We start from the raw sequence: 23,300 nt of genomic DNA, 5'->3' as shown, positions 1-23,300 counted from the left end.
ATGAAGCTGCTGCGCGCGCTGATCCGCAACCACCCGCTCGCCAACGTCACCTTCGCGGTGGTGCTGGTCCTCGGCGTGATCAGCTACCTCACGATGCCCCGGGCGCAAGACCCGGAGATCAACTTCAACTGGGTCGGCATCACCACCGTGCTGCCCGGCGCCTCGGCCGAGGACATCGAACGCCTCGTCACAAACCCGCTGGAAGACGGCATCAAGGGCGTGGCCGACTTGCGTTTCGTGGTCTCGACCAGCCGCGAGAACGTCTCCAGCATCCTGGTGCGCTTTCGTGAGATCTCGCCCGCGACGTTCGACAAGCGCATCAACGATCTGCGCCGCGAAGTGCAGAACAAGTCCAACACCGAACTGCCCAGCGAGGCCGAAGACCCGCTGATCCTCGAGATCACCACGTCCAACGGCTTCCCGACCGCGGCGATGATGCTGCTCGGCCAGGCCGACGACGAAACGCTGCGCGAGACGGGCCGGCAGATCAAGCTCGATCTGGAGCGCCTGACCGGTGTCGACCAGGTCTATGCCTCGGGCCTGCGCGACCCGGAGCTCCTGATCACACCGGACACGGCCGCACTGGCCGCACGCGGCTTGAGCGCCACCGACGTCGCCGATGCGGTGCGCAGCGTGTTCCGCGACACCTCGGCCGGCACGCTGAAGACGCGCGGCGGCGCCTGGTCGGTGACCGCACAGGGCATCGCGACCGATCCCGAGCGCCTGGCCGGCATTCCGATCCTGAGCCGCAACCAGCCGGGCGTTAGCACGCGGCTGGGCGACGTCGCACGCATCGAACGCGCACGCGAGCCGGCCAGCCAGTACGCCAGCATGGAAGGCCGGCCGGCCATCAGCCTCGCGGTGACGAAGAAGGCCCGCGCCAACACGCTCGACCTGGTGGAGCGGCTGCGCGGCTACATCGACGAACGCAACCGCACGTTGGCCGCGAGCGGGCTGACGCTGGTGCTCAGCGACGACCAGACCGTGCCCACGCGCGAGGCGATCGGCGTGATGGAGTCGAATGCGATCTTCGGCTTGATCTCGGTGCTGCTCATCTGCTGGCTGTTCCTCGGCTGGCGCATCGGCGTGCTCATCGCCCTGGGCATCCCGTTCTCGCTGGCCGGCACGATGATCATCCTCAACAGCTTCGGCCACACGCTGAACATCTCGGTGTTGCTGGGCATCGTGATCGCACTCGGCATGCTGGTGGACGACGCGGTGGTGGTCGTCGAGGCGATCTACTACCGCGTGCAGCGCGGCGCCGATGTGATCGAAAGCGCAATCGAAGGAGTGCGCGAAGTGTTCGCGCCGGTGGTGTCGTCGGTGGCGACCACCATGGCCGCCTTTCTGCCGCTGATGCTGCTGCCCGGCATCGTCGGCAAGTTCATGTTCGTGATTCCCTTCGTCGTGACCATGGCGCTGCTGATCAGCCTGGTCGAGGCGTTCTGGATGCTGCCCACGCACGTGGGCGCGATCCGGCTGAAGATCGACCACAACGCACGCTCGCAACAGTGGCGCAACGAATTCAACCGCAAGATCCGCCTGTGGTACGGCAAGACGCTGGCCATGGTGCTGCGCCGGGCCGCGTGGTCGGGCGTGATCGCCGCCGCCCTGGTGGCCGGCGCGGTGGCGCTGTTCGTCACCGGGCTGGTGCAGGTGCAGTTTTTTGCATTCGACCCGATGCGCATCTACTACGTCAACGTCGACATGCCGTCGCAGGCGACGCTGGAACAGACCCTGACCGAGACCGAAGCGGTCGAGCGCGCCGTGCGCAAGCATCTGCGCGAAGGCGAGCCGCGCTCGGTGGTGTCGATCGCCGGCCTGAAGTTCACCGAGACCGAGCCGGTCTACGGCGATCCGTATGGGCAGGTGTCGGTGTCGCTGAACCCGCGCGGCAAGGACGGCCGCGAGGTGGCCGACATCGTCGAATCGATGCGTGCCGAGATCGAGGCGCTGCCGGGTCCCGGCCGCAAGAGCTTCACGATGCTGTCGGGCGGGCCCCCGAAGGCCAAGCCGATCAACGTGAAGGTGCGCGGCGACGACTACGAGCAATTGCGTCGTGCCACCGACGCGCTGAAGCAAGTGGTCGCCAAGGTGCCCGGCACCAAGGACGTGACCGACGACGACGTGCCCGGCCGACCCAAGCTGCTGCTCAACTTCGACTACGACGCGGTGCGCAAGGCGGGGCTCGACGCTGCGCAGCTGTCACGGCTGGTGCGCATCCTGGTCGACGGCGAGGTGGTGGCCTTCACGCGCGAAGAGGGCAACAAGATCGAAGTGCGGGTGCGTGCCCGGGACGAACTGCGCGACGACCCGGCCACGCTGCTGAACGAGCCGCTGACGCTGCCCAACGGCCAGGTCACGCGGCTCAATGCATTGATGCAGTCCAGCGTCGAGGAAGGCAAGGGCTTCATCCGCCACTACAACCTGCGCCGCACCATCGCCGTCGAGGCCAACCTCGACGACCCGAAGGACAACCCCGAGGCGCTCAACACACAGCAGGCCAACCAACGCGTGCAGGAAGCCTGGAAGTCGATGAGCGCGCAGTACCCGGGCATCGACCTGGAGTTCTCCGGCGAGCTGGAAGACATCCAGGAGAGCCTGGATGCGATGGGCATGCTGTTCGCGCTCGGTGTCGGCCTCATCTTCCTGATCCTGGCAGCGCAGTTCATCAGCTACTGGCAGCCGCTGATGATCCTCGTCACGGTGCCGCTCGCCTTCACCGGCGTGACCTTCGGCCTGGCGCTCACGCAGAACCCGCTGTCGCTGTTCACGATGTACGGCGTGATCGCGCTGACCGGCATCGCCGTGAACGCGGCCATCGTGCTGATCGACGCCGCCAACGACCGGCGCGCGCACGGCATGAGCACGCTGCATGCGGTGGTCTGGGCGGCGCGCCGGCGCGTGGTGCCGATCCTCATCACGACCACCACCACGATCGGCGGCCTGTTCGCGCTGGCCACCGGACTGGGCGGCAAGAGCCTGCTGTGGGGGCCGGTTGCGGCCAGCATCGTCTGGGGCCTGGCGTTCTCGACGTTGCTGACGCTGTACGTGGTGCCGTTGCTGTATCTCGCGTTCATGCGCGAGCGCAAGCGGCGCTGGCGCGACCGGCTGGCGTTCTGGCGGCGGCGTACTGCCGCGTAGCGCGGTCCGCGCTCAGGCAGCGTGCGCGAGCGCCGGCTCGTCGGGCAGCGCGTCGAGCGCGTGCGCCGCCCCCAGCAGCGCCGGCGCGGCCGCCCGCACGACGTAGGTCGGAATCGGCCGCAGGTAATTGCCAAAGCGTCCCTTGCTTTCAAAGCGCTCGCGAAACGGCGAGCGCTCGAACCAGTCGCCCAGCTTCGGCACGATGCCACCGCCGATGTAAACGCCACCGCGCGCGCCCAGCGTGAGCGCCAGGTTGCCGGCCACGCAGCCGAGGAAGGCGCAGAACAGCGTCAACGCCTCGACGCATTGCGGATCGGTGGCCTCCACTGCGTCGTGGGCGATCGCCGCGGCATCCAGCGTGCGCGGCTCCACGCGGTCGAGCACGCACAGCGACAGGTACAGGTTGACCAGCCCCGGGCCCGACACCGCCCGCTCTGCCGACACATGCCCGAAGTGCCCGCGCAGTTCGGCGATGACGGCGGCTTCGCGATCGTTCGCCGCCGGCAGGCTGACATGCCCGCCTTCGCCGTTGATCGGGATCAGGTCCCGGCCTGCCAAGGCCGGCAGCAGCCCTGACACGCCCAAGCCGGTGCCCGGGCCGACGAGCCCGCACGGCGCATGAGCGACCGGCTGGCCGGTGCCGATCTGATGCAATTCGTCGGGACCGAGCAGCGGCAGCGACAGTGCCAGCGCGGTGAAGTCGTTGATGACCAGGAAGCGCTGCGCGCCGAGCTCGCGCTTGACCTGCGAAATCGAGAACGACCAGTGGTGGTTGGTCATCTGCACCCGGTCCCCGACCACCGGGTTGGCGATGCCGATGGCGCACCAGCGCGGCGGCGGCTTGCGCTGGTCGGCGAGGTAGCGTTTCATGGCCTCGATCAGCGTCGGCGTCCCGGCAGCGGGGTAGGTGGCCGCGTCGTCCACGGGCGCGCCCGGGCGATCGATCCAGGCGAAACGGGCATTGGTGCCGCCGATGTCGCCGACCAGCCGCGGATAGGTGTGTGCGTTCATGTCGAGGGTCGTCGAGTAGCCGGGCCGAACCCGGGCCGGGGCAGGAAGGTCGCCCCGCGAGGCCGGCCCGCCGGTACGGCAAGCCACCGCACCACGTGCAGCATTCATGCCCGGCCGACCCGCGGCTCGGCCGGGCCGGCTCACCTTACCACCAGATTTCGACCTGCGCGCCGTAGCTCGTGCCGCGCGTGCGTCCGTCCCCGATGCCGGTCAAGCCGTTCTCGCCCGCCGCGGCGTTGGCCGCTGCGTTCCACTTGGCCGTCGTCACGTACAGGCGCAGTTCGGGGCGACTCCAGAAGCCCGAGCCGGTCGACAGCGTGGGCGCCAGCGTGAACTTCGTGAGCTTCTGCGTCTCGCCCCCGTCGGGCTTCTTCTGCGAATAGCCCAGTTCGGACACCAGTTTGAAGTGCTTGGTGAAGGCATACGAGGCGCGGCCGCCGACCGAGATGCTGTTGCTCTTGTTGCCGTCGTCGTCGCGGTCCTGCTGCCACAGCGCCATTGCCTGGCCACCGAAACGCCCCACCTGCCAGCTCAGTGCTTCGACCACACGCCAGCCCTTGGTGCCCGAGCCCGCGCCCAGATTGCCGAAGCCGGTGTTCAGGTTGGCCGAGCCCTGCGCGTACTGCAGCCACAGGTTGTTGTTGCCTCCCAGGCCGAACAGGTTGTCCTGGGTGTGCTGCGCGGTCAGCGCGACACCGTTCTTGCCGCCGGTGTAGGTGCCGTCGGTCAACGTGCCGACGAAGCGCAGCTTGCCACCCGGGTTGGCTGCCACGTCGTAGAACTCCGCGCTGAGGCGGTTGCCCGGCTGGTCGCCGGCGGTGTCGTCATCGCCGTCGTCGTCGCGGAAATAGGCCACCGCCAGTTTGCCGGGGCCCATCGCGATGCCCTTCACGCCGGCACCCACGCCGTCCTGCTGCGTGAAAAAGGTGTCGACGATGTGGACGTCGGCCCGGGCGTAATAGCGCTTGCCGATCCAGAACGAGGCGTCCGGCGCGATGTCGAAGCCCTTGCCTTCGACGAACATCTCGGCCAACCCCAGCTTGGCGTCGTTGCTGTCGGTGCCGCCATTCCACAGGTTGGGCGTGAACTGCACCTTGGTCTCCACCCCCTCGAGATCGAATTTCTCGCTGAGAAAGAACTCGCCGTAGAAGTCGCATTCGTTGCCCAGGCGGTACTTGAGCCCCGGGCCGTTCAGGCCGTAGCAGGCGCGCGCGGCGTTCTTCTTGGTGGCACCCGGCCCGGCGCGGAAGTAGCCGTTGCTGTCGAGTGCGGAGGCCGAACCGCAAATGGTGGCCGCAGCGATGGCGACGGTGCCGAGCACCGTGCGGGAATGAAGACGTTTAGACATTGTTAAGACTCCTCAAGCTTCCTATGGGGATGAACGGTTCAAGGAGCCGGCGCTGCTACGCCGACTCCGGGCCGAATTCTTTAAGGAGTCTTTAAATCTTTAACTTATCGTTAATACGAATGTCAAACAAATGAGACAAACCCAGGCTCAGGGTCAAACCGTCTCGACAACCGGGGGCCGGCATGGCAAACGGCGTGCCGGCTGAATCGGTAAAGGCGACGGCGCCTGCTCCGGGTCGGCCACCAGACGAACCCCGGCCCTGCTCTCCGGCGCGAGCCGCTTCCACCGCGGCGTCCAGCGCGAGGAGGTAGGTCTGCAAGGCAATGGCGTCGATCACGCCCGTGATGTCGGCAATTCGCCCGGGTGAGGCAGCGATGTCGCCCATGCTGCTGACCCCCTGGGCCACGACAGCGCCGCCGCGATTTGCCGCCTGTGCGGTGGTGGACGCCAGCGCATGGGCCCCGCGCGCCGAACGGCTGTTGTCGCGCACGGCGGCGGTGAACTGCTGCATCGATGCGGACGTCTGCTGCAGGCTGGAAGCGGCTGCTTCGCTGCGCGGCCACAGGTCCTGCTGTCCGCTGGCGATCTCGCCGACCGCCGTGCCGGCCGGGGCCCGTTGGGCCCGGCGACGCCCGGCCTCACCGAACCGGGATGCGTAGGGTCAGAACGGGATGTCGTCGTCCATATCGTCGAAGCCGGTCGACGCCTTGGGCGCCGGTTTCGGCGCCGGACGGGGTGCGGGCGCCGCACGCTCGCCGCGGCCGCCGCCCGCGCCTTCGCTGTCGCGGCTGTAACCGCCGCCGCCCCCCGTGTCGTCGCCGCCCATGCCTTCACGGCCGCCGAGCATCTGCATCTGGTCGGCGATGATCTCGGTGGTGTACTTGTCGACGCCGTCCTTGTCCTGCCACTTGCGGGTCTTCAGGCGGCCTTCGACGTAGACCGGGCGGCCCTTCTTCAGGTATTCGCCGGCGATCTCGGCCAGGCGGTCGTAGAACACCACGCGGTGCCACTCGGTCTCTTCCATGCGCTCGCCGGAATTCTTGTCCTTCCAGTTGCGCGAGGTGGCGATCGTGACGTTGCAGATGGCAGCGCCGTTGGGGGAGTAGCGCACTTCCGGGTCGCGGCCGAGGTTGCCGATCAGGATGACTTTGTTGATAGAGGCCATGGTGCCCGGCTCCTGGTGTCGTGTTGGGTTCGGTAGGGAATGCGGCATTATCTCCGATGCTCCGGCGTGGACCTTGCATGGGTCGATGCCACCCCCCGCATGGGCGGCCCCTGCCGCGAGCCCTCGCCGATGAAACACCAGGAACCCGATTTCCTTCACAACCTGCGCGCCGAATTCGCTGACTGGCGCCTGTGGTTCGACCGCGCGATCGTGCTGGCCTATGCGGCCGCGGCAGGGCTGTTCATCGTGGGCTTCACGATGTTGACCGAAGCCGCGCTGCACCGGTTCAAGCACGTCGAGGCCTGGCAGCCGTGGATGGTGTTTTTGTGGACCCCCGCCTGGGTGGTGGCGCTGGTCTGGATCACGCAGCGCTTCTTTCCCGGCGCTGCCGGCTCCGGCATCCCGCAGGTGATGGCCGCGCTCGACCCCGCGACGCCGCAGTCGCAGCGGGGCTTGTTCGTCTCGTTGAAACTGTCGTGCGCAAAGATCGTGCTGACCTCGGGCGGCATGCTGGCCGGGCTGTCCATCGGCCGCGAAGGCCCGTCGGTGCAGGCGGCCGCCGGTGTGATGCTGCACGCACGCCGCTGGCTCTCGCCCCGCTCGGGCATCGGTGACCACGGCCTGCTCGTCGCCGGCGGTGCGGCCGGGATTGCGGCCGCCTTCAACGCGCCGCTGGCAGGGGTGGTGTTTGCGATCGAGCAGCTGACGCGCGGCATGGAGCCCAGCCACAGCGGGCGCAACAGCGGGCTCATCATCGGCGCCATCGTGCTGGCCGGCCTGATGGCGGTCTCGGTGTTCGGCAACTTCACCTACTTCGGCGTCATCCGGGTGCCCCGCCTCGACTGGAGCCTGCTCGGCCCCGGGTTGCTGGTGGTGCTGGCCTGCGGCCTGCTCGGCGGGCTGCTGGCACGGTTGCTGGTCGCCTCGATCGCGGGCCTGCCGGACCGTTACAGCGACTACCGCCGCCGTCATCCGTTTCGTTTCGCCGCCGCCTGCGGCTTGGTCGTTGCACTGATCGGCTGGGCCGCCGACGGCACGACCTATGGCGGCGGCGACGAACACACCCGCCGCATGCTCGCAGGCGACCCCGGCCTGCCGGAGCTGTACGTGCCGTTGAAGTTTCTCGCCACCTGGGTCTCGAGCTGGTCCGGCGTGCCGGGCGGGGTGTTTGCGCCCTCGCTGTCGATCGGCGGCGGGCTCGGCAACGACGTCGCGCAGTTGACCGGCCACGCCGAACACGCACCTGCACTGATCGCAATGGGCATGGCAGGCTTCCTGGCGGCTGCAACCCAGGCACCGCTGACCGCCTTCATCATCGTGATGGAGATGGTCGACGGGCATGCGATGGTGCTGAGCCTGATGTCCGTGGCCATGCTGTCCAGCCTCGTCTCGCGCTTGCTGAGCCGTCCGCTCTACAGCGCGATGGCAGAGCTGCAGATGCTGCGGCTCGGCCCCGTGTCGAGCGAGCCCCCGGCGCAGCCGGCCCCTCAGGCGGAAGACGGGTCCGCTGCCTCGGCCACGACACGCTGACGCGCGGGCGGCCGCATCGGCCAGGCGAGCACCAGCCACGCGACGCAGAGCAGTGCGCAGACCTTGAACACGCCGTCGTAGCCCCACATCGCGGCCAGCTTGCCGCCGATGAGGCCGCCGGCAAACAGGCCCAGCGACTGGCAGGTGTTGAAGACGCCGAGCGACAAGCCCTTCGCCGCCGGCGGCGCGACCCGGGAGACGAGCGATGGCAGCGTCGCCTCGAGCAGGTTGAAGCCGATGAAAAAGCACACCAGCAGTGCCACCAGCATCGCAGGTTCCGCGTAGCCCCAGGCCAGCGCCACCTGCGTCAGCGCGAGCAGCCCGATGGCCGCCAGGAAGACGGTGCGCACCCGCTGGCGTCGCTCGCTCCAGAACATCACCGGCAGCATCACGGCCAGCGAAGCCAGCACGACGCCGAGATACACCCAGCCGTGTCGTTGCACCGGCAATTGCGCATGCTCGACGAGTGCGATCGGAATGACCACGAACATCGCCATCTGCACGGTGTGCAGCAGAAAGACGCCGCCGCTCAGGCGCGCCAGCTCGGCATGCAACAGCACCTGGTGCCAGCTGGCCCGGTCGCGCGCGCGCGGGGCGGCCGGCACGTCGGGCACCAGTTTCCACACCACTGCGCAACCGGCCACGGCCAGCAGGCCGGTCAGCGTGAACAGCCCGGCCATGCCGATCTGCGCATAGAGCCATGGCGCCAGCGTCAGCGACAGCGCAAAACTCAGGCTGATCGAGCCGCCGACCATCGCCATCGCCTTGGTGCGGACTTCGTCGCGGGTGCTGTCGGCGATCAGCGCAGTGATTGCCGCCGAGATCGCACCGGCCCCCTGCAAGGCGCGCCCGATCGTCACGAGGAGCAGGCTGTCGGCGGCCGCGGCCACGAAGGAGCCGGCGGCGAAGACGAGCAGCCCGGCGGTGATGACCGGCTTGCGGCCGTAGCGGTCGGACGCCCAGCCGAGGGGAATCTGCAGCATCGCCTGCGTCAACCCGTAGATGCCGATCGCCAGTCCCACCCACCCCAGTTGCTCGCCACTTGGCAGCGAGCGTGCATGCAGCGCGAACACCGGCAGGATCAGGAACAGCCCGAGCATGCGCAGCGCGAACAGCCCGGCGAGCCAGCCGCTGGCGCGGCGTTCTGCCGCAGTCATGCGCAATGAGGACGAAGAGCTCATGGAGACGGGTCGGGGCAAACCGTTATTGTCGCCGAGCGCCTTTTGGCGTCCCGCCGGATGGGATCCCTGAGGGCGGTAGGATGCGGGCTTCGCGCGCGAGCGCCTGCTCGCGTCCGCGCCAGCCCCCGCCCATGTCCACCATCGCCGCCCACCGCTCCGATTCCGCCGTCACGCAACCGCTGCATATCCTCGACGAGGTGTTCGGCTACAACGCCTTCCGGGGGCAGCAGGCAGCCATCGTCGAGCATGTCACGGGCGGCGGCGACGCGCTGGTGCTGATGCCCACCGGCGGCGGCAAGTCGCTGTGCTACCAGGTGCCGGCCATCGCGCGGCATCGGCGCGGGCAGGGCGTCGCGGTGGTGGTCTCGCCACTGATCGCGCTGATGCACGACCAGGTCGGCGCGCTCGAAGAGGTCGGCGTGCACGCGGCCTTTCTCAACTCGACGCTGTCGCTGGAAGAGGCGCAGCATGTCGAGCGCGAGATGATGAGCGGCCGTCTGACGCTGTTGTACGCCGCCCCGGAGCGCGTGACGACACCGCGCTTTCTCGCACAGGTCGACTCGCTGCATCAGCGCGGCCTGTTGAGCCTGTTCGCGATCGACGAGGCGCATTGCGTCTCGCAGTGGGGCCACGACTTCCGCGCCGAATACCTGGCGCTCAACGTGCTGCACGAACGCTATGCCGACGTGCCGCGCATCGCTCTGACCGCCACCGCGGACGAGCACACCCGCGCCGACATCATCGAGCGGCTGCAGCTGCAGGACGCGCGCGTCTTCATCAGCAGCTTCGACCGCCCCAACATCCGCTACCTGATCGTCGAGAAGGACAACCCGCGTACGCAACTGCTGCGTTTCATCCGCGACGAGCACGAAGGCGAAGCCGGCATCGTGTATTGCCAGTCGCGCAAGAAGGTCGAGGAAACCGCGGCCTGGCTCAATGACGAAGGCATCTCGGCGCTGCCCTACCACGCCGGGCTCGATGCCGCGGTGCGGCAGCGCCACCAGGACCGCTTCCTGCGTGAGGAAGGGCTGGTGATGGTGGCCACCATTGCCTTCGGCATGGGCATCGACAAGCCCGACGTGCGCTTCGTCGCCCACCTCGACCTGCCGAAGAACATCGAGAGCTATTACCAGGAGACCGGCCGCGCCGGTCGCGACGGCTTGCCCGCCGAAGCCTGGATGGCCTACGGCCTCGCGGACGTGGTCAACCAGCGCCGCATGATCGACGACGGCACCGCCGGCGAGGAGTTCAAGCGTGTGCAGCGCGGCAAGCTCGATGCGCTGCTGGCCCTGGCGGAAACGCATGAATGCCGGCGTGTGCGCCTGCTCGAGTATTTCGGCGAACACTACGGCGAGCCCGCGCCGGCCGCCGGGCCGTCCCAAGACGGGCGCAGCCTCCTCGGGGGGCAGGGAGCGCACGGCGTGCCGACCCCGGGGGCTGGTTGTGGAAACTGCGACAACTGCCTGAACCCGCCCGCCACCTGGGACGCCACCGAGGCCGCGCGCAAGCTGCTCTCGTGCATCTACCGCTTCCAGCAGCACGGCGGCGGTTTCGGGCCGCGCGCCTTCGGCGCCGGCCACCTGATCGACGTGCTGCGGGGCAAGCGCACCGACAAGGTCGCGCAGTATCACCACGAGTCGTTGAGCACCTTCGGCATCGGCGCTGACCTGTCGGAACAGCAATGGCGCTCGGTGCTGCGCCAGCTGGTGGCGCTGGGCCACGTGGTGGCCGAGGGCGAGTTCAACACGCTGGGGCTGACCGACAGCGCCCGCACGGTGCTGCGTGGCGGGGTGAGCCTGCAACTGCGCGTGGCCACCGAAACAAAGCGCGGCCGGGGGGCCAAGGCGAAGGCCACCGGCAAGGCGACCGGCCGGGCTGCGCCGGTCGATCTGGACGCCGATGCGCTGCAGCGCTTCCAGGCCTTGAAAAGCTGGCGCTTCGAGGTGGCGCGCGAGCACAATCTGCCAGCCTACATCGTCTTCAACGACGCCACCCTCGCCGAGATGGCGCGCGTGCACCCCGGCTCGTTGGCCGAGCTGAGCGAAATCAGCGGCGTCGGCGCGAAAAAGCTCGAAGCCTACGGGGCGGAGATCCTGCGTGTGCTGGAGAGATGAAAGCCCCGCCCGACGGACGGGGGCCAGTGCAAGCGCCGGCTGTCAGCGCAACTGCTCGCTCTTCCGGATCTCGGCGACGAGCTTCTCGGCCACGTCAGCCACTGCTCGTCGCGCAGACAAAGAGAAGTCGCTCTTGAACTCCTCGAACTCGGCTGCGCCGTTGCCGGTCGCGCGGACGCGTGCCACCACCGTGCCGGCAGCGTCTGTGACAGTGCACGAGACCTCGGCCGAGAACTTCGTCGGGGGCCATGTAAACGGCGACGGCGAGCTGGAGTTGGTGATGATCTCCGGCGTGAAGACGTAGGAGATGCCTGCCTCACGCAACGCGGTGGCGTCGGATCCCGCCTTCACCGAAGACACTTCCTCGTAGACGGCGCGCAATGCCGAACGCACGGCCTTCTCCATGTCCCTGTACGGGAAGTAGCTCACCTTGTCGCCGCCACCGCCGGGTGTCGTGACCTCCTTGGCGCGGTCCGCATCAGTGATCACATAGCCGACCTTTTTCTTGACGAGCTGGCTCTCGGTGCGCTCAGGCAGCATGCTCGGTTCAAGGTTGATGGGGTGAGCGCATGCTGCCAGCAGCGTGACGACGGCAGCGGCCATGCCCAAGCGGGCCAGACGAACGACTTGCATCTCGGTTTCCCTCACTTCTTCAATGCGTTGATGAATGCCTGATCTTCGTAAACCTTGCGCAGCAGGCTGCGCACCAGGTTGCCGTACTCGGCCTGTCCTTTCGGAATGGCGACGGCACCGGCGAACGAACTGGGAAACTCGGTCGTCGCCTGGTACGTCTTCTTCAGGCGCTGTTCGGTGCCCCGATGGACCTTGACCTCCACTTCCATCACGCCCGTGCCGGTGTTGATGCCCGAGATGTCGATGTCGTTCTTCACGATGGTCGCGTCCACCCGCGTGCTGGCCGCCGGGTCATAGACCGACAGTTCCTTAAAGTCCTGCTCGAGCGCCTTCTCGAGATACTTGGCGAACGTGCCGTGCGGACTGCTCAGGCTGGACCCGCGCAAGGTGATGCGATTGACCGGCGCCGCAGGATCCGTGGGCTGCACCTGACCCACCGCCACTTTGTCGATGGGCTGCTTTTTCAAGCTGTCCAGCGTTTCGAAGTGGGGTGAATAAGGGGGAGCGATGAACGACGCGCAACCAGTCAGCAACGCTGCGGCCACGCCTGCAGCGCACGTTCGAAAAAGCGACATGAAATCCCTCGAACTCAGATCTATGTTTGTTTATATGTGCGCGATCTTTGCGATTCGCGCGGCGCCATTGTGATGCAAGTCCATAGGCCTTCGCACCCGCGCATTCCCTCGTTGGCGGCACGCCACAGGGCCCGGCCCTATTGCAGCGCCGTGCCCCACAGCCGTCGCAACACCTCAGCCGCCCAGGCAGGCAGCTCGTCGCCGAACGGCTCTTCCTTGACGTAGTCATCGCCGACGATCACGCCGTTGTGGGCCAGCATGCCCCTGCCCGAGACGGTAAAGGTCAGCCAGCCTCGGCGGCCGGCTTCCCAGGTCAGCGTCACCTGGCCGTCCGGTTCGATCTGTACCACAGGCTCGGGCCAGCCGGCGCGCAGCAACATGAGCAGGCGGCGCGCTTCGTCCAGCGTGGCGTCGCCGGGCAGCACCCAGGCGCGCTGCTCCGCGAGGGAGCGGACTTCCTCGATGGCGGCGGCGAGCGCAGGCGGCAGCACGGTGGACATGTTCCGGATTGTGTACGCGCCGTGAAAACCCCTCGGCTGCCCCTGCCCCAGGCAGGGCGGTAACAGCGACGCCGTGCCAATTCGTCTACGCTGCAACGGCTTTTTCCAACCCACGCCAGGAGAACCGCATGAAGCGCACTGCAACCGCCGTCTGGTCGGGCGGCCTGAAAGACGGCAAGGGCCACATCTCTACGCAGAGCGGGTTGCTCGAAAGGGCTCAGTACGGCTTCGGCACCCGTTTCGAGGACGGGCCGGGCACCAACCCCGAAGAGCTGATCGCTGCAGCCCATGCGGGCTGTTTCTCGATGGCGCTGTCGGCGCAGCTCGGCAATGCCGGCATGACGGCCCAAAGCATCGAAACGAAAGCCGCCGTCACGCTGGAGAAGGTGGGCGACGGTTTTGCCGTCACCGCCGTGCACCTGGACCTGTTGGCAAGGATCACCGGCGCCGACCGCACGGCATTCGAGGAAGCGGCTCAGCGCGCCAAGGAAGGCTGCCCGATCTCCAAGCTGCTGAACGCGAAGATCACGCTCGAATCCCGCCTGGAAAGCTGATCACCTTACCAGGCACGGCCGCTTCGGATCGAAGCGCCAGCCGGGCACCAGGTACTGCATCGCCACCGCGTCGTCGCGCGCGCCCAGGCCGTGTTCACGGTACAGCGCGTGTGCGCGCTCCACTTCGGCCATGTCCAGCTCGACACCGAGGCCCGGCTTGCGCGGCACCTGCACGCGCCCGCGCTCGATGCGCAACGGCTCGCGCGTGAGGCGCTGGCCGTCCTGCCAGATCCAGTGGGTGTCGATCGCGGTGATGCGGCCCGGCGCCGCGGCGGCGACGTGCGTGAACATCGCCAGCGACACGTCGAAGTGATTGTTGGAGTGCGAGCCCCAGGTCAAGCCCCAGTCGTGGCACATCTGCGCGACGCGCACCGAGCCCGCCAGGGTCCAGAAATGCGGGTCGGCCAGCGGAATGTCGACCGACTGCAACTGGATCGCATGCCCCATCTGGCGCCAGTCGGTCGCGATCATGTTGGTCGCCGTCGGCAGCCCGGTGGCACGGCGGAACTCGGCCATCACTTCGCGGCCCGAATAGCCGTCCTCGGCGCCACAGGGATCTTCGGCATAGGCCAGCACACCGTGCAGGTTGCGGCACAGGCGCACCGCGTCCTTCAACAGCCAGCCGCCGTTCGGGTCGAGCGTGACCCGGGCGCCCGGGAAGCGCTCGTGCAGCGCACGGATCGCCTCGACTTCTTCTTCGCCGCGCATCACGCCGCCCTTCAACTTGAAGTCGTTGAAGCCATAGCGCGCATGTGCTGCCTCGGCCAGCCGCACCACCGCCTCGGGCGTCAGCGCCGGCTCGTGCCGCAGCCGCAGCCAGTCGTCGCTGGCGTCCGGTTCGCTGCGGTACGGCAGGTCGGTCGCGTTGCGATCACCCACGTAGAACAGATAGCCCAGCATCTCGACCTCGTCGCGCTGCTGGCCTTCGCCCAGCAACTCGGCCACCGGCACGCCGAGGTGCTGGCCGAGCAGGTCGAGCAGCGCCGCTTCGAGTGCGGTGACCACGTGGATGGTGGTGCGCAGATCGAAGGTCTGCAGCCCCCGGCCGCCCGCATCGCGTTCGGCAAAGTTGCGGCGCACGCCGTCGAGCACCCGGTGCCAGCGACCGATCGGCTGCTGCAGCACCAGCGGGCGCGCGTCCTCCAAGGTCTGCCGGATCTTCTCGCCGCCCGGCACTTCGCCGACGCCGGTGTGCCCGGCGCTGTCTTTCAGGATGACCAGGTTGCGCGTGAAGAACGGTGCATGCGCACCGCTGAGGTTGAGCAGCATGCCGTCGTGCCCGGCGACGGGGACGACGCGCATTTCGGTCACGAGCGGCGAGGTAGGGGCGGTATGGTCGATGGGCATGGTGATCGAACGTGGAAGGGTCGCAGGGGACGCGGCGGGCTCAGTCCGCCGAGATCTTGCCCGCCTGGATCACCTGCTGCCAGCGGGCGAACTCCTGCTGCTGGAAACGGCTGAACTGCTCGGGCGTGTTGCCGACGATCTCGAAGCCGACTTCGGTCATGCCCTTGCGCGCCTGCGGGTCGTTCAAGGCGGCGAGCAGCGCAGCGTGCAGCGTGGCCTTCACGTCGGCCGGCAAGCCCTTGGGTGCCGCGACCGCCTGCCACGAATAGACCTCGACGTTCTTCACGCCGGCTTCGGCCATCGTCGGCGCATTGGGCAACAGCGGCGAGCGTTGGTGGCCGGTGATGGCCAAGGCCTTCAGCTTGCCGGACTGGATGTGCTGGATCACCGCGTTGATGTTCTGGAACGAGTAGGGCACCTGCCCGCCGACCAGGTCGGAAATGGCCGGAGCGCCGCCCTTGTACGGCACGTGCACGCCGCTGGTCCCGGTCTGCTGCCAGAACAGCTCGACCGTGAGGTGATCGGACGAGCCGTTGCCCGAAGAGGCGAAGCTGAGCTGCCCGGGCGTCTTCTTCAGTGCCGCAATCAGCTCGGCCACGCTGCCGGCCGGTGCCGACGGGTGGGCCACCAGCACGTTGGGCGCCTGCACCGCCACCGTCAGCAGGTCGAAGTCCTTGCCCGGGTCGTACTGCACGTTTTTCATCAGGTGCGGCGCGATCACGAAGGGCCCCAGCGACGAGACGAACAGCGTGTAGCCGTCGGCAGGCGAGCGCTTGACCTGGGCCGCACCGATGGTGCCGGTGGCGCCTGCCTTGTTTTCCACCACGAAAGGCTGGCCGAGTCGCTCCTGCAGCTTGGCGGCCAGGGTGCGGGCGATCGTGTCGGTCGACCCGCCGGGCGGGAAGGGGACGACCATCGTGACCGGCTTGGTGGGGTAATCGGCGGCGTGGGCGCCGGCAGCCAGCAGGGTGGCAAGGCCGATCGCGCAAAACAGATGGCGACGAATCATGGACGGGTCTCCTTCATCCGGGCGGGTGGACGGCACAATTGTTATCGTTAACAGCACCAAGTGTTATCGTTAACAATCTTGCCGTCAAGATCGTACAACCAGGAGTTTTCCCTTAGGACAACCGATTCAGGCGCTGTGGCGCTCGACGAGCGCAAACCCGATGTCGACGACAGGCTCGGCCACCGCCCGCCCCTCCGCCCGGTCGACGATGAACGCTGCCGACGTGCGCCCGATGCGGGTGCCGTCGATGCGTACCGTGGTCAGTGCGGGGTGCAGGCTGGCGGCGAAATCGAGATCGCCCATGCCGACGACGGCAAAGTCGCGCGGAACGCTCAGGCCACGCGCCTGCGCTTCGGTCAACACGCCGAGCGCCAGCAGGTCCGAGCTGCAGAACACGCCGTCCAGTCCCGGGTGCTCGGCCAGCAGGCGGGTGAGCCCTTCGCGGCCGCCGGGCAGCTTGGCCGGCGCGGGCACCCACCAGGTCGGCACCGTCGCGGTGGCGCCGGTCATGCCAAGCCGCGCCGCGGCCCGCACGAAACCTTCGTGGCGACGCCGCGCACGGGCGTCGTCGCCACTGATCAGCACCGGCCGCCGGCAGCCCTTGCGGTGCAGGTATTCGCACACTTCTTCGCCGATGCGCTTGTGCGAAAAGCCCACCAGCATGTCGATCGGCGTGGGTGTCAGGTCCCAGGTCTCGACCACCGGAATGCCGCAGGCGAGCAGCCGCTGCCGCGCGTCAGGCGTGTGCATGACGCCGGTCAGCACGATGCCGTCCGGGCGCCGGCCGATGATGGCATCCAGCAGTGCGTCCTCACGTGAATCGGCGTAGCCGCTTTGCCCCAGCATCAGCTGATAGCCCCGCTCGGCAAGTGCCGCGGTCAAGGCCTCGATGGTTTCAAGAAAGACCGGCCCCGCGAGGGTCGGCACCACGGCAGCCACCAGCCGGCTCTTGCTGGAACGCAGCCCGCCGGCCAGCAGGTTGGGCACGTAGCCGGTGCGCTGCACCGCGTCGCGCACTCGCTGCAGCGTCTCGGCAGAAACCTGCGCCGGGGTGTTCAGGGCACGTGACACCGTGATGGCCGACACGCCGGCCAGCCGGGCGACGTCGTGCACGGTGATGCTGGCGCGGCGGCCAGGCGCGCGGGTCTTGGCGGGGGGCGGGGTGTCGGGCATCGCGAGGCGTTCGTCAGCCTGCGATGGTAACGATCACAGGCGGCTCGCCTCAGGGCTGCACGGTCACAGTGATTTCGTCGCTTTCACCGCGGTTGCCGAATTCGTCCCATGCGCGCGCCACGTATAGACGGGTGGTGGTCGACGTCACCGTCGGTGCGGTGACGGTCAACCGGTACGGCGACTCGGTGTCGGCGCCGAGGAAGACCAGCGCATCGTCGTCCACGCGGTAGAAGCGCACTTCGTCGATGAAGCCCGAGCCGCCGCCAGCGCTGGCCTGCAGTTCGAAGGTATCGCCGGACGACACGAGATCGGGTGACGCGGCCAGATCCACGTCGGGCTCGTCGTCGTCGCCGATGCTCCAGTAGACACCGCCGCCGCAGCCGGCCAGCAGCAGGGCAGCGCCGAGCGCCAGCACGCGCAGGCGGCGAGCGGGGGTGACAGGGGAGCGCAAGGAAGCAAATGGCATGCGGGCGATGCTACGCCGACAGCCGCCAGCTCGCCAAGCCAGGGCCACTGCCAACCGCCGACACCCGGCTTCACTATGATGGTGGGTTTTCCTGCTCCAGCACAGGCCCATACCCCGCATGTCCGCGCGACCGTCTCCCCCTCCGCAGCACGATGCCTCTCCCGGGGCCGCGGCGCCCGAAAGCCCGCAGATCCGCGTGCGGGGCGCCCGCACGCACAACCTGAAGAACATCGACCTCGACATCCCGCGCCACCGGCTGGTGGTGATCACCGGGCTGTCGGGGTCGGGCAAGTCGTCGCTCGCCTTCGACACGCTGTACGCCGAGGGCCAGCGCCGCTATGTCGAAAGCCTGTCGGCGTACGCGCGGCAGTTCCTGCAGCTGATGGACAAGCCGGACGTCGACGTGATCGAGGGCCTGTCGCCGGCGATCTCGATCGAGCAGAAGGCGACCTCGCACAACCCGCGCTCGACGGTCGGCACCGTTACCGAGATCCACGACTACCTGCGCCTGCTGTATGCGCGCGCGGGCACGCCGTTCTGCCCCGACCACGACCTGCCGCTGGAGGCGCAGAGCGTCAGTCAGATGGTCGACGCGGTGCTGGCGCTGCCCGACGACACCCGGCTGATGGTGCTGGCGCCGGTGCTGCGCGACCGCAAGGGCGAGCATGCCGAGCTGTTCCAGGACATGCAGGCCAAGGGCTACGTGCGCTTTCGCATCGACGGCACGATCTACGAAGCCGCCGACGTGCCCAAGCTGAAGAAGACCGAGAAGCATGACATCGACGTCGTGGTCGACCGGCTGAAGGTGCGCGCCGACATGCAGCAGCGCCTGGCCGAGAGCTTCGAGTCGGCACTGCGTATCGCCGACGGCCGGGCCATCGCGCTGGAGATGGACGACACGCGCGAGCACCTGTTCTCCAGCAAGTTCGCCTGCCCGGTGTGCACCTATTCGCTGGCTGAGCTGGAGCCGCGTCTGTTCTCGTTCAACTCGCCGGTCGGTGCCTGCCCGTCGTGCGACGGCCTGGGCGAAGTGACGGTGTTCGACCCGGAGCGCGTCGTCGCCTTCCCGTCGCTGAGCCTGGCCAGCGGCGCCGTCAAGGGCTGGGACCGGCGCAACGCCTACACGTTCTCGATGCTCGAGAGCGTCGCCCGCCATTACCAGTTCGACATCCAGCTGCCGTTCGAGGAACTGCCGAAGGAAGCCCGCCAGGTGCTGTTGTACGGGTCGGGCACCGAAGAAATCGAGTTCGTCTACCAGGCCGACGGCAGCAGCGGCCGCAAGCGCACCGTCAAGCGCTGGCACCCGTTCGAGGGCGTCATTCCCACCTTCGAGCGGCGCTTTCGAGAAACCGACTCGGTGGCGGTGCGCGAGGAACTGGCCCGCTACCAGGCTGCCCGTCCCTGCCCCGAATGCGACGGCACCCGGCTGCGCCGCGAAGCCCGCTTCGTGAAGCTGGTCGACGCCGAGGCCGGCGACGGCAAGCCGATCTATGCGATCTCGCGCGCCACGCTGCGCGAGGCGCAGCAGCACTTCGAATCGCTGAAGCTGAAAGGTGCCAAGGCCGAGATTGCCGACAAGGTGGTGCGCGAGATCCGCTCGCGCCTGAGTTTCCTGAACAATGTCGGGCTCGACTACCTGAGCCTGGACCGCAGCGCCGACACGCTGTCCGGCGGCGAGGCCCAGCGCATCCGGCTGGCGTCGCAGATCGGCTCGGGCCTCACCGGCGTGATGTACGTGCTCGACGAGCCCAGCATCGGCCTGCATCAGCGCGACAACGATCGCCTGATCGAGACGCTGAAGCACCTGCGCAACCTGGGCAACTCGGTGCTCGTCGTCGAGCACGACGAGGACATGATCCTGGCGGCCGACCACGTGATCGACATGGGCCCCGGTGCCGGCGTGCACGGTGGCCGCGTGATCGCGCAGGGCACGCCGGCCGAGGTGTGCGGCCACGCGGAATCGCTGACCGGCCGCTACCTGGCGCGCACGCTGAAGATCGACGTACCGAAAAAGCGCCACCGCCTGGCCGACAGCACCGACCCGCGCACGCTGAAGATCCTGAATGCGCGCGGCAACAACCTGAAAGGCGTGAACGTCGAGCTGCCGGTCGGGCTGTTCACCTGCGTCACCGGCGTCTCGGGCTCGGGCAAGTCGACGCTGGTCAACGACACGCTCTATGCAGCGGTCGCACGCAAGCTGTACCAGAGCCACCTGGAGCCGGCGCCGCACGACGACATCGAAGGGTTGGACGCGTTCGACAAGGTCATCAACGTCGACCAGTCGCCGATCGGCCGCACGCCACGGTCCAACCCCGCCACCTACACCGGGCTGTTCACGCCGATCCGCGAACTGTTTGCCGAGGTGCCCACCGCGCGCGAGCGCGGCTACGGCGCCGGGCGCTTCAGCTTCAACGTGGCCGGCGGACGCTGCGAGGCCTGCCAGGGCGACGGCGTGCTGAAGGTCGAGATGCACTTCCTGCCCGACGTCTACGTGCCCTGCGACGTCTGCCACGGCAAGCGCTACAACCGCGAGACCCTGGAGGTGCTCTACAAGGGCCGCAACATCAGCGCAGTGCTGGACATGACGGTCGAGGATGCACGCGAGTTCTTCAGCGCCGTGCCCACCCTGGCGCGCAAGCTGCAGACGCTGCTCGACGTCGGCCTGGGCTACATCCGCCTCGGGCAGAGCGCCACCACGCTGTCCGGTGGCGAGGCGCAGCGCGTCAAGCTGGCGCTGGAACTGAGCAAACGCGACACCGGGCGCACCCTCTACATCCTGGACGAGCCCACCACCGGGCTGCACTTCCATGACATCGAGCTGTTGCTGCGCGTGCTGCACCAGTTGCGCGACCACGGCAACACCATCGTCGTGATCGAACACAACCTCGACGTCATCAAGACGGCCGACTGGATCGTCGACATGGGCCCCGAGGGCGGTGACGGCGGCGGCACGGTGGTGGTCACCGGCACGCCGGAGGACGTCGCCGCCTGCAAGCGCAGCTACACGGGGCGGTATCTCAAGCCGCTGCTTTAGCGCGCGAACGCCGGCGCGTGATGAAGCCCACGCCGGCCAGGCCCGCGAGCATCAGCGCATAGGTCTCGGGCTCGGGAATGGGCGGCGGCGGCGTGACGCCACCGCTGCCTGCCGTGCCGGCGCGCAGCCCGGACAGGTAAACGGCCGAGTCGTACTCCTCGTCGCCGGTGTCGGCCACGATGATGTCGAGCGTGTGCACCGAACGGGTGGTGTCGAGCAGCCCCGTGATGGTCAGCCGCTGCGTCAGGCCGTCGTACTCGATGCCGTACAAGCCCTCCTGGTTGTCGAGCAGGTTGTCATTGCTTTCGTAGGTCAGCAACGACACCGGCGAACCGTCGGGGAAGGTGGCGTAGTTGACGCCGTCGACCACGAAGGCGAAGCCGTCGACGAAGGGCGATTCGGCGAACTCGGGGTACTCGTCCGTGCCGAAGATGAACGATGCGGAGACGCTGGTGCTGCCCGCCACCGCCTCGAACGAAAAGCTGAGCAGGTTCTGGTCGTAGGAGTCGCGGTCGGTGATCTCGCTGATCACCTCGCTGCCCCCGGTGCCGGTGATGGTCGTGTAGCCCTCGGCCGTGTTGCTGTCGGGCACCTGCGCGCTGCCCGAGCTGAGTACGATGCCGTCCGCGATCGACAGCGCCGCCCGCCCGCCGGTGGCCGCAAAGTCGAATCCGCTGTACGTGCCGGACTGGCCGACCGCGGTGTTGCCGATGTACTGCACCGAGCCGGGCTGGACCGTGAGCCCCGACGATGGTTGGAGCAGGTGGTCGACGAGCGTGCCACCGACGGTCGAGGCGTCGGTCAATGGCACCACGGTGACGGCCTGCGCGGCCGAGACAAGAGCAACCGCCATGCCGGCGGCAAGTAGACGTTTCATGAGGAATCTCCCTGGGAAAAAACGGTGAAGGCCTTCGAGGTGTGATGCTTTTCACGAAGGCGCGGGCAGCGTAGCAGCGCACGCCCCGCTTTTCGACGTCTCGCGCTGGCGAAAGTGCGTCAGTGCGTGTCTTGTGTATCGGCAGGCGTATCCCCTTGGCGCCCGCCGCCGCTCAATCCCACTTGCCGCCGCGCCCCACGCGTGCCAGTTCCACCTCCAACCGGTTCAGCGCCTCGGCGGCCGGCAGCTTGCGCGACAGCACCTGGTGCGCGGTGTTCCAGAACGCTTCGCTCACCTGCTGGTAGCGCGGGCCCGTCGGCCCGGCCGGGCGCCCCACCGCGAACGCGAACACGCCGTACAGCTCGCCCATGAAGGGGGCTGCCTTCAGCACGTCGCGGTCGCCGTAGAGCGGCCACAAGGTCGGGTTGAACGACCCGCTGATCGCGCGCTCCTTCTGCACCTCGGCACTGGTCAGGTACATCACCAGTTCGGCGGCCAAAGCAGCGTGCTGCGAATATTTCGACACGGCCAGCTGCTGCCCGCCCAGCGTGGCCGCAAAGCGGGCGCCGGGGCCGGTGCCCATCGGCAGCACGGTGATGCCGACCTTGCCCTTGACCGGGCTGTCGGCCGCCTGCGCGAGCGACCAGGCGTAAGGCCAGTTGCGCATGAACACCGCCTGGCCGGCCTGGAACACGCGGCGGGCGTCTTCCTCGCCATAGCTCAGCACCGCGTCGGGCGAAATCGTGCCGACCCACGAGGCCGCCATCTGCAGTGCCTTCACGGCCTGCGAGTTGCGCACGGTGACGATGCCGCTGACGTCGACGACGGTGCCCGCACCGTGGCTGATCAGCCATTCGAGCGCATTGCAGGTCAGCCCCTCGTAGGCGCGCCCCTGCCACACATAGCCCCACATCTGCGTGTGGCCTGCAGCGCGCTCGCCCGCCTGCACGGTCTTCGCCGCATGCACCAGGTCGTCCCAGGTCCTGGGAGGCTTCAGGTTGTATTTCGCGAGCAGGTCGCGCCGGTAGTACAGCAGGCCGGCGTCGATGAACCACGGCATCGCGAGCAGCCGGCCGTTGACGGTGTTGTTGGAGACGACGCCGCCGAAGTGCTGCTGCTCTATGCCCTTCGAGTAGGGCTTGAGATCGAGCAGGTGGCGCTCGAGCAGGCCGGGCCACACGACGTCGATCTGGAACACGTCGACCTGGTCGGAACGGGCTTCCAGGAGGCGCCGGTAGAGCGTCAGCCGCTCGTTGGCGTCGGCCGGTGTCGTCACCACCTCGACCGTGTGGCCGGTCCTTTGGGCCCAGTTCTGCGCAGCGCTCCTGCACAGCTCCAGCTCCTGCCCCACGGCGCCGCACGACAGCCGGATCGTCGCGGCTTGCGCGGCACCGCCCAGCAGCAGCGCTGCCAGCAACCCCGCCGTTGTTCTGATGTGTCTCATCTGCGTGCCCTCCTGCCTGGGTGTCGCACCAGGCGACAAGGCGTACGAGAACTCCGGCGGATGAATGCCCGGTTTCAAAGGTTCAGCAGCCGGCAGGAGGCCCGACATGAACGCAATGCAGCGTCGCCTGCAAGGTTGGGCCAACGCCGCTAGACTGCGCCGCACTGACTGGACCACCCCTACGGCCTTCGGCCG

The 23,300-nt window shown here is 68.0% G+C and carries 19 protein-coding genes; 5 read left to right on the top strand and 14 right to left on the bottom strand.

Annotation, left to right across the window (positions count from 1 at the left end; all coding sequences use genetic code 11):
* The gene (locus M8A51_RS05810) at positions 1-3,144 is read left to right on the top strand and encodes an efflux RND transporter permease subunit (RefSeq protein WP_251777235.1); all 3,144 of its coding nucleotides are present in this window, start codon (positions 1-3) and stop codon (positions 3,142-3,144) included.
* A gap of 12 nt (positions 3,145-3,156) precedes the next feature.
* Here the strand turns inward: M8A51_RS05810 and M8A51_RS05805 are convergent, their stop codons facing one another.
* The 4 genes from M8A51_RS05805 to ssb form a co-directional block, all read right to left on the bottom strand.
* Positions 3,157-4,155, bottom strand: a complete 999-nt coding sequence (locus tag M8A51_RS05805; RefSeq protein WP_251777234.1) for a glucokinase — start codon at positions 4,153-4,155, stop codon at positions 3,157-3,159.
* A 145-nt stretch (positions 4,156-4,300) separates the two neighbouring features.
* A complete protein-coding gene (locus M8A51_RS05800) occupies positions 4,301-5,503 on the bottom strand; it encodes a maltoporin (protein ID WP_251777233.1) in 1,203 nt (400 codons plus the stop codon).
* A gap of 91 nt (positions 5,504-5,594) precedes the next feature.
* Positions 5,595-6,014: a methyl-accepting chemotaxis protein gene (locus M8A51_RS26700; protein ID WP_407062208.1), complete on the bottom strand. Its 420-nt coding sequence runs from the start codon at positions 6,012-6,014 to the stop codon at positions 5,595-5,597.
* Positions 6,015-6,164: 150 nt separating this feature from the next.
* The gene (gene ssb / locus M8A51_RS05790) at positions 6,165-6,668 is read right to left on the bottom strand and encodes a single-stranded DNA-binding protein (RefSeq protein WP_251777232.1); all 504 of its coding nucleotides are present in this window, start codon (positions 6,666-6,668) and stop codon (positions 6,165-6,167) included.
* A 129-nt stretch (positions 6,669-6,797) separates the two neighbouring features.
* On the opposite strand from ssb, the gene M8A51_RS05785 reads away from it, so the two are divergent.
* Complete coding sequence (locus tag M8A51_RS05785) at positions 6,798-8,198, top strand: chloride channel protein (protein WP_251777231.1); 1,401 nt, start codon at positions 6,798-6,800, stop codon at positions 8,196-8,198.
* Here M8A51_RS05785 and M8A51_RS05780 read toward each other — a convergent pair.
* Entirely contained in the window at positions 8,156-9,379 is a 1,224-nt protein-coding gene (locus tag M8A51_RS05780; protein ID WP_251777230.1) for an MFS transporter, read from the bottom strand. The genes M8A51_RS05785 and M8A51_RS05780 overlap by 43 nt on opposite strands.
* Before the next feature lie 131 nt (positions 9,380-9,510).
* Here M8A51_RS05780 and M8A51_RS05775 point away from each other — a divergent pair, with 131 nt between their 5' ends.
* Positions 9,511-11,493 carry a RecQ family ATP-dependent DNA helicase gene (locus M8A51_RS05775; protein WP_251777229.1) on the top strand — a complete coding sequence of 661 codons (1,983 nt, stop codon included), beginning with the start codon at positions 9,511-9,513 and terminating at the stop codon, positions 11,491-11,493.
* 42 nt (positions 11,494-11,535) lie between these two features.
* On the opposite strand, the gene M8A51_RS05770 is transcribed toward M8A51_RS05775, so the two are convergent.
* The 3 genes from M8A51_RS05770 to M8A51_RS05760 form a co-directional block, all read right to left on the bottom strand.
* A complete protein-coding gene (locus tag M8A51_RS05770; protein WP_251777228.1) occupies positions 11,536-12,126 on the bottom strand; it encodes a hypothetical protein in 591 nt (196 codons plus the stop codon).
* Positions 12,127-12,137: 11 nt separating this feature from the next.
* Positions 12,138-12,671, bottom strand: coding sequence for a hypothetical protein (locus M8A51_RS05765; protein WP_251777227.1), 534 nt, complete (start codon positions 12,669-12,671; stop codon positions 12,138-12,140).
* A 167-nt stretch (positions 12,672-12,838) separates the two neighbouring features.
* Positions 12,839-13,201, bottom strand: a complete 363-nt coding sequence (locus M8A51_RS05760) for a hypothetical protein (protein ID WP_251777226.1) — start codon at positions 13,199-13,201, stop codon at positions 12,839-12,841.
* A gap of 128 nt (positions 13,202-13,329) precedes the next feature.
* Between M8A51_RS05760 and M8A51_RS05755 the strand changes: the two genes are divergently transcribed.
* Positions 13,330-13,755 carry an OsmC family protein gene (locus tag M8A51_RS05755; protein WP_251777225.1) on the top strand — a complete coding sequence of 142 codons (426 nt, stop codon included), beginning with the start codon at positions 13,330-13,332 and terminating at the stop codon, positions 13,753-13,755.
* Here the strand turns inward: M8A51_RS05755 and gudD are convergent, their stop codons facing one another.
* The 4 genes from gudD to M8A51_RS05735 form a co-directional block, all read right to left on the bottom strand.
* Complete coding sequence (gene gudD, locus M8A51_RS05750; RefSeq protein ID WP_251777224.1) at positions 13,756-15,102, bottom strand: glucarate dehydratase; 1,347 nt, start codon at positions 15,100-15,102, stop codon at positions 13,756-13,758.
* Between the two features lie 40 nt (positions 15,103-15,142).
* Positions 15,143-16,111, bottom strand: a complete 969-nt coding sequence (locus M8A51_RS05745) for a Bug family tripartite tricarboxylate transporter substrate binding protein (RefSeq protein WP_251777223.1) — start codon at positions 16,109-16,111, stop codon at positions 15,143-15,145.
* A gap of 126 nt (positions 16,112-16,237) precedes the next feature.
* Positions 16,238-17,284, bottom strand: a complete 1,047-nt coding sequence (locus M8A51_RS05740; RefSeq protein WP_251777222.1) for a LacI family DNA-binding transcriptional regulator — start codon at positions 17,282-17,284, stop codon at positions 16,238-16,240.
* Between the two features lie 49 nt (positions 17,285-17,333).
* Positions 17,334-17,750 (bottom strand): Ig-like domain-containing protein, encoded by a 417-nt coding sequence (locus M8A51_RS05735; protein ID WP_251777221.1) that lies wholly within the window; start codon positions 17,748-17,750, stop codon positions 17,334-17,336.
* A gap of 118 nt (positions 17,751-17,868) precedes the next feature.
* On the opposite strand from M8A51_RS05735, the gene uvrA reads away from it, so the two are divergent.
* Entirely contained in the window at positions 17,869-20,784 is a 2,916-nt protein-coding gene (uvrA, locus tag M8A51_RS05730; RefSeq protein ID WP_251777220.1) for an excinuclease ABC subunit UvrA, read from the top strand.
* On the opposite strand, the gene M8A51_RS05725 is transcribed toward uvrA, so the two are convergent.
* Both M8A51_RS05725 and M8A51_RS05720 read right to left on the bottom strand, forming a co-directional pair.
* Positions 20,768-21,661: a choice-of-anchor L family PEP-CTERM protein gene (locus M8A51_RS05725; RefSeq protein WP_251777219.1), complete on the bottom strand. Its 894-nt coding sequence runs from the start codon at positions 21,659-21,661 to the stop codon at positions 20,768-20,770. The genes uvrA and M8A51_RS05725 overlap by 17 nt on opposite strands.
* A 172-nt stretch (positions 21,662-21,833) precedes the next feature.
* The gene (locus M8A51_RS05720) at positions 21,834-23,105 is read right to left on the bottom strand and encodes an ABC transporter substrate-binding protein (protein WP_251777218.1); all 1,272 of its coding nucleotides are present in this window, start codon (positions 23,103-23,105) and stop codon (positions 21,834-21,836) included.
* Positions 23,106-23,300: the final 195 nt, after the last annotated feature.

Source organism: Caldimonas mangrovi (assembly GCF_023721835.1).
GTDB classification, from domain to species: domain Bacteria; phylum Pseudomonadota; class Gammaproteobacteria; order Burkholderiales; family Burkholderiaceae_C; genus Caldimonas; species Caldimonas mangrovi.
The sequence above is the reverse complement of the archived record's forward strand: the minus strand, read 5'-3'. Positions and strand labels throughout refer to the sequence as shown.

Excerpts from the sequence above, each read along its gene's own strand:
- M8A51_RS05760 (WP_251777226.1), bottom strand. The coding sequence starts at position 13,201 with ATGTCCACCGTGCTGCCGCCTGCGCTCGCCGCCGCCATCGAGGAAGTC.
- M8A51_RS05740 (WP_251777222.1), bottom strand. The coding sequence starts at position 17,284 with ATGCCCGACACCCCGCCCCCCGCCAAGACCCGCGCGCCTGGCCGCCGC.
- M8A51_RS05755 (WP_251777225.1), top strand. The coding sequence starts at position 13,330 with ATGAAGCGCACTGCAACCGCCGTCTGGTCGGGCGGCCTGAAAGACGGC.
- M8A51_RS05775 (WP_251777229.1), top strand. The coding sequence starts at position 9,511 with ATGTCCACCATCGCCGCCCACCGCTCCGATTCCGCCGTCACGCAACCG.
- ssb (WP_251777232.1), bottom strand. The coding sequence starts at position 6,668 with ATGGCCTCTATCAACAAAGTCATCCTGATCGGCAACCTCGGCCGCGAC.
- M8A51_RS05770 (WP_251777228.1), bottom strand. The coding sequence starts at position 12,126 with ATGCAAGTCGTTCGTCTGGCCCGCTTGGGCATGGCCGCTGCCGTCGTC.
- M8A51_RS05785 (WP_251777231.1), top strand. The coding sequence starts at position 6,798 with ATGAAACACCAGGAACCCGATTTCCTTCACAACCTGCGCGCCGAATTC.
- gudD (WP_251777224.1), bottom strand. The coding sequence starts at position 15,102 with ATGCCCATCGACCATACCGCCCCTACCTCGCCGCTCGTGACCGAAATG.
- M8A51_RS05745 (WP_251777223.1), bottom strand. The coding sequence starts at position 16,111 with ATGATTCGTCGCCATCTGTTTTGCGCGATCGGCCTTGCCACCCTGCTG.
- M8A51_RS05720 (WP_251777218.1), bottom strand. The coding sequence starts at position 23,105 with ATGAGACACATCAGAACAACGGCGGGGTTGCTGGCAGCGCTGCTGCTG.
- M8A51_RS05800 (WP_251777233.1), bottom strand. The coding sequence starts at position 5,503 with ATGTCTAAACGTCTTCATTCCCGCACGGTGCTCGGCACCGTCGCCATC.
- M8A51_RS05810 (WP_251777235.1), top strand. The coding sequence starts at position 1 with ATGAAGCTGCTGCGCGCGCTGATCCGCAACCACCCGCTCGCCAACGTC.
- M8A51_RS05780 (WP_251777230.1), bottom strand. The coding sequence starts at position 9,379 with ATGAGCTCTTCGTCCTCATTGCGCATGACTGCGGCAGAACGCCGCGCC.
- M8A51_RS05725 (WP_251777219.1), bottom strand. The coding sequence starts at position 21,661 with ATGAAACGTCTACTTGCCGCCGGCATGGCGGTTGCTCTTGTCTCGGCC.
- M8A51_RS26700 (WP_407062208.1), bottom strand. The coding sequence starts at position 6,014 with ATGCAGCAGTTCACCGCCGCCGTGCGCGACAACAGCCGTTCGGCGCGC.
- M8A51_RS05735 (WP_251777221.1), bottom strand. The coding sequence starts at position 17,750 with ATGCCATTTGCTTCCTTGCGCTCCCCTGTCACCCCCGCTCGCCGCCTG.
- M8A51_RS05805 (WP_251777234.1), bottom strand. The coding sequence starts at position 4,155 with ATGAACGCACACACCTATCCGCGGCTGGTCGGCGACATCGGCGGCACC.
- uvrA (WP_251777220.1), top strand. The coding sequence starts at position 17,869 with ATGTCCGCGCGACCGTCTCCCCCTCCGCAGCACGATGCCTCTCCCGGG.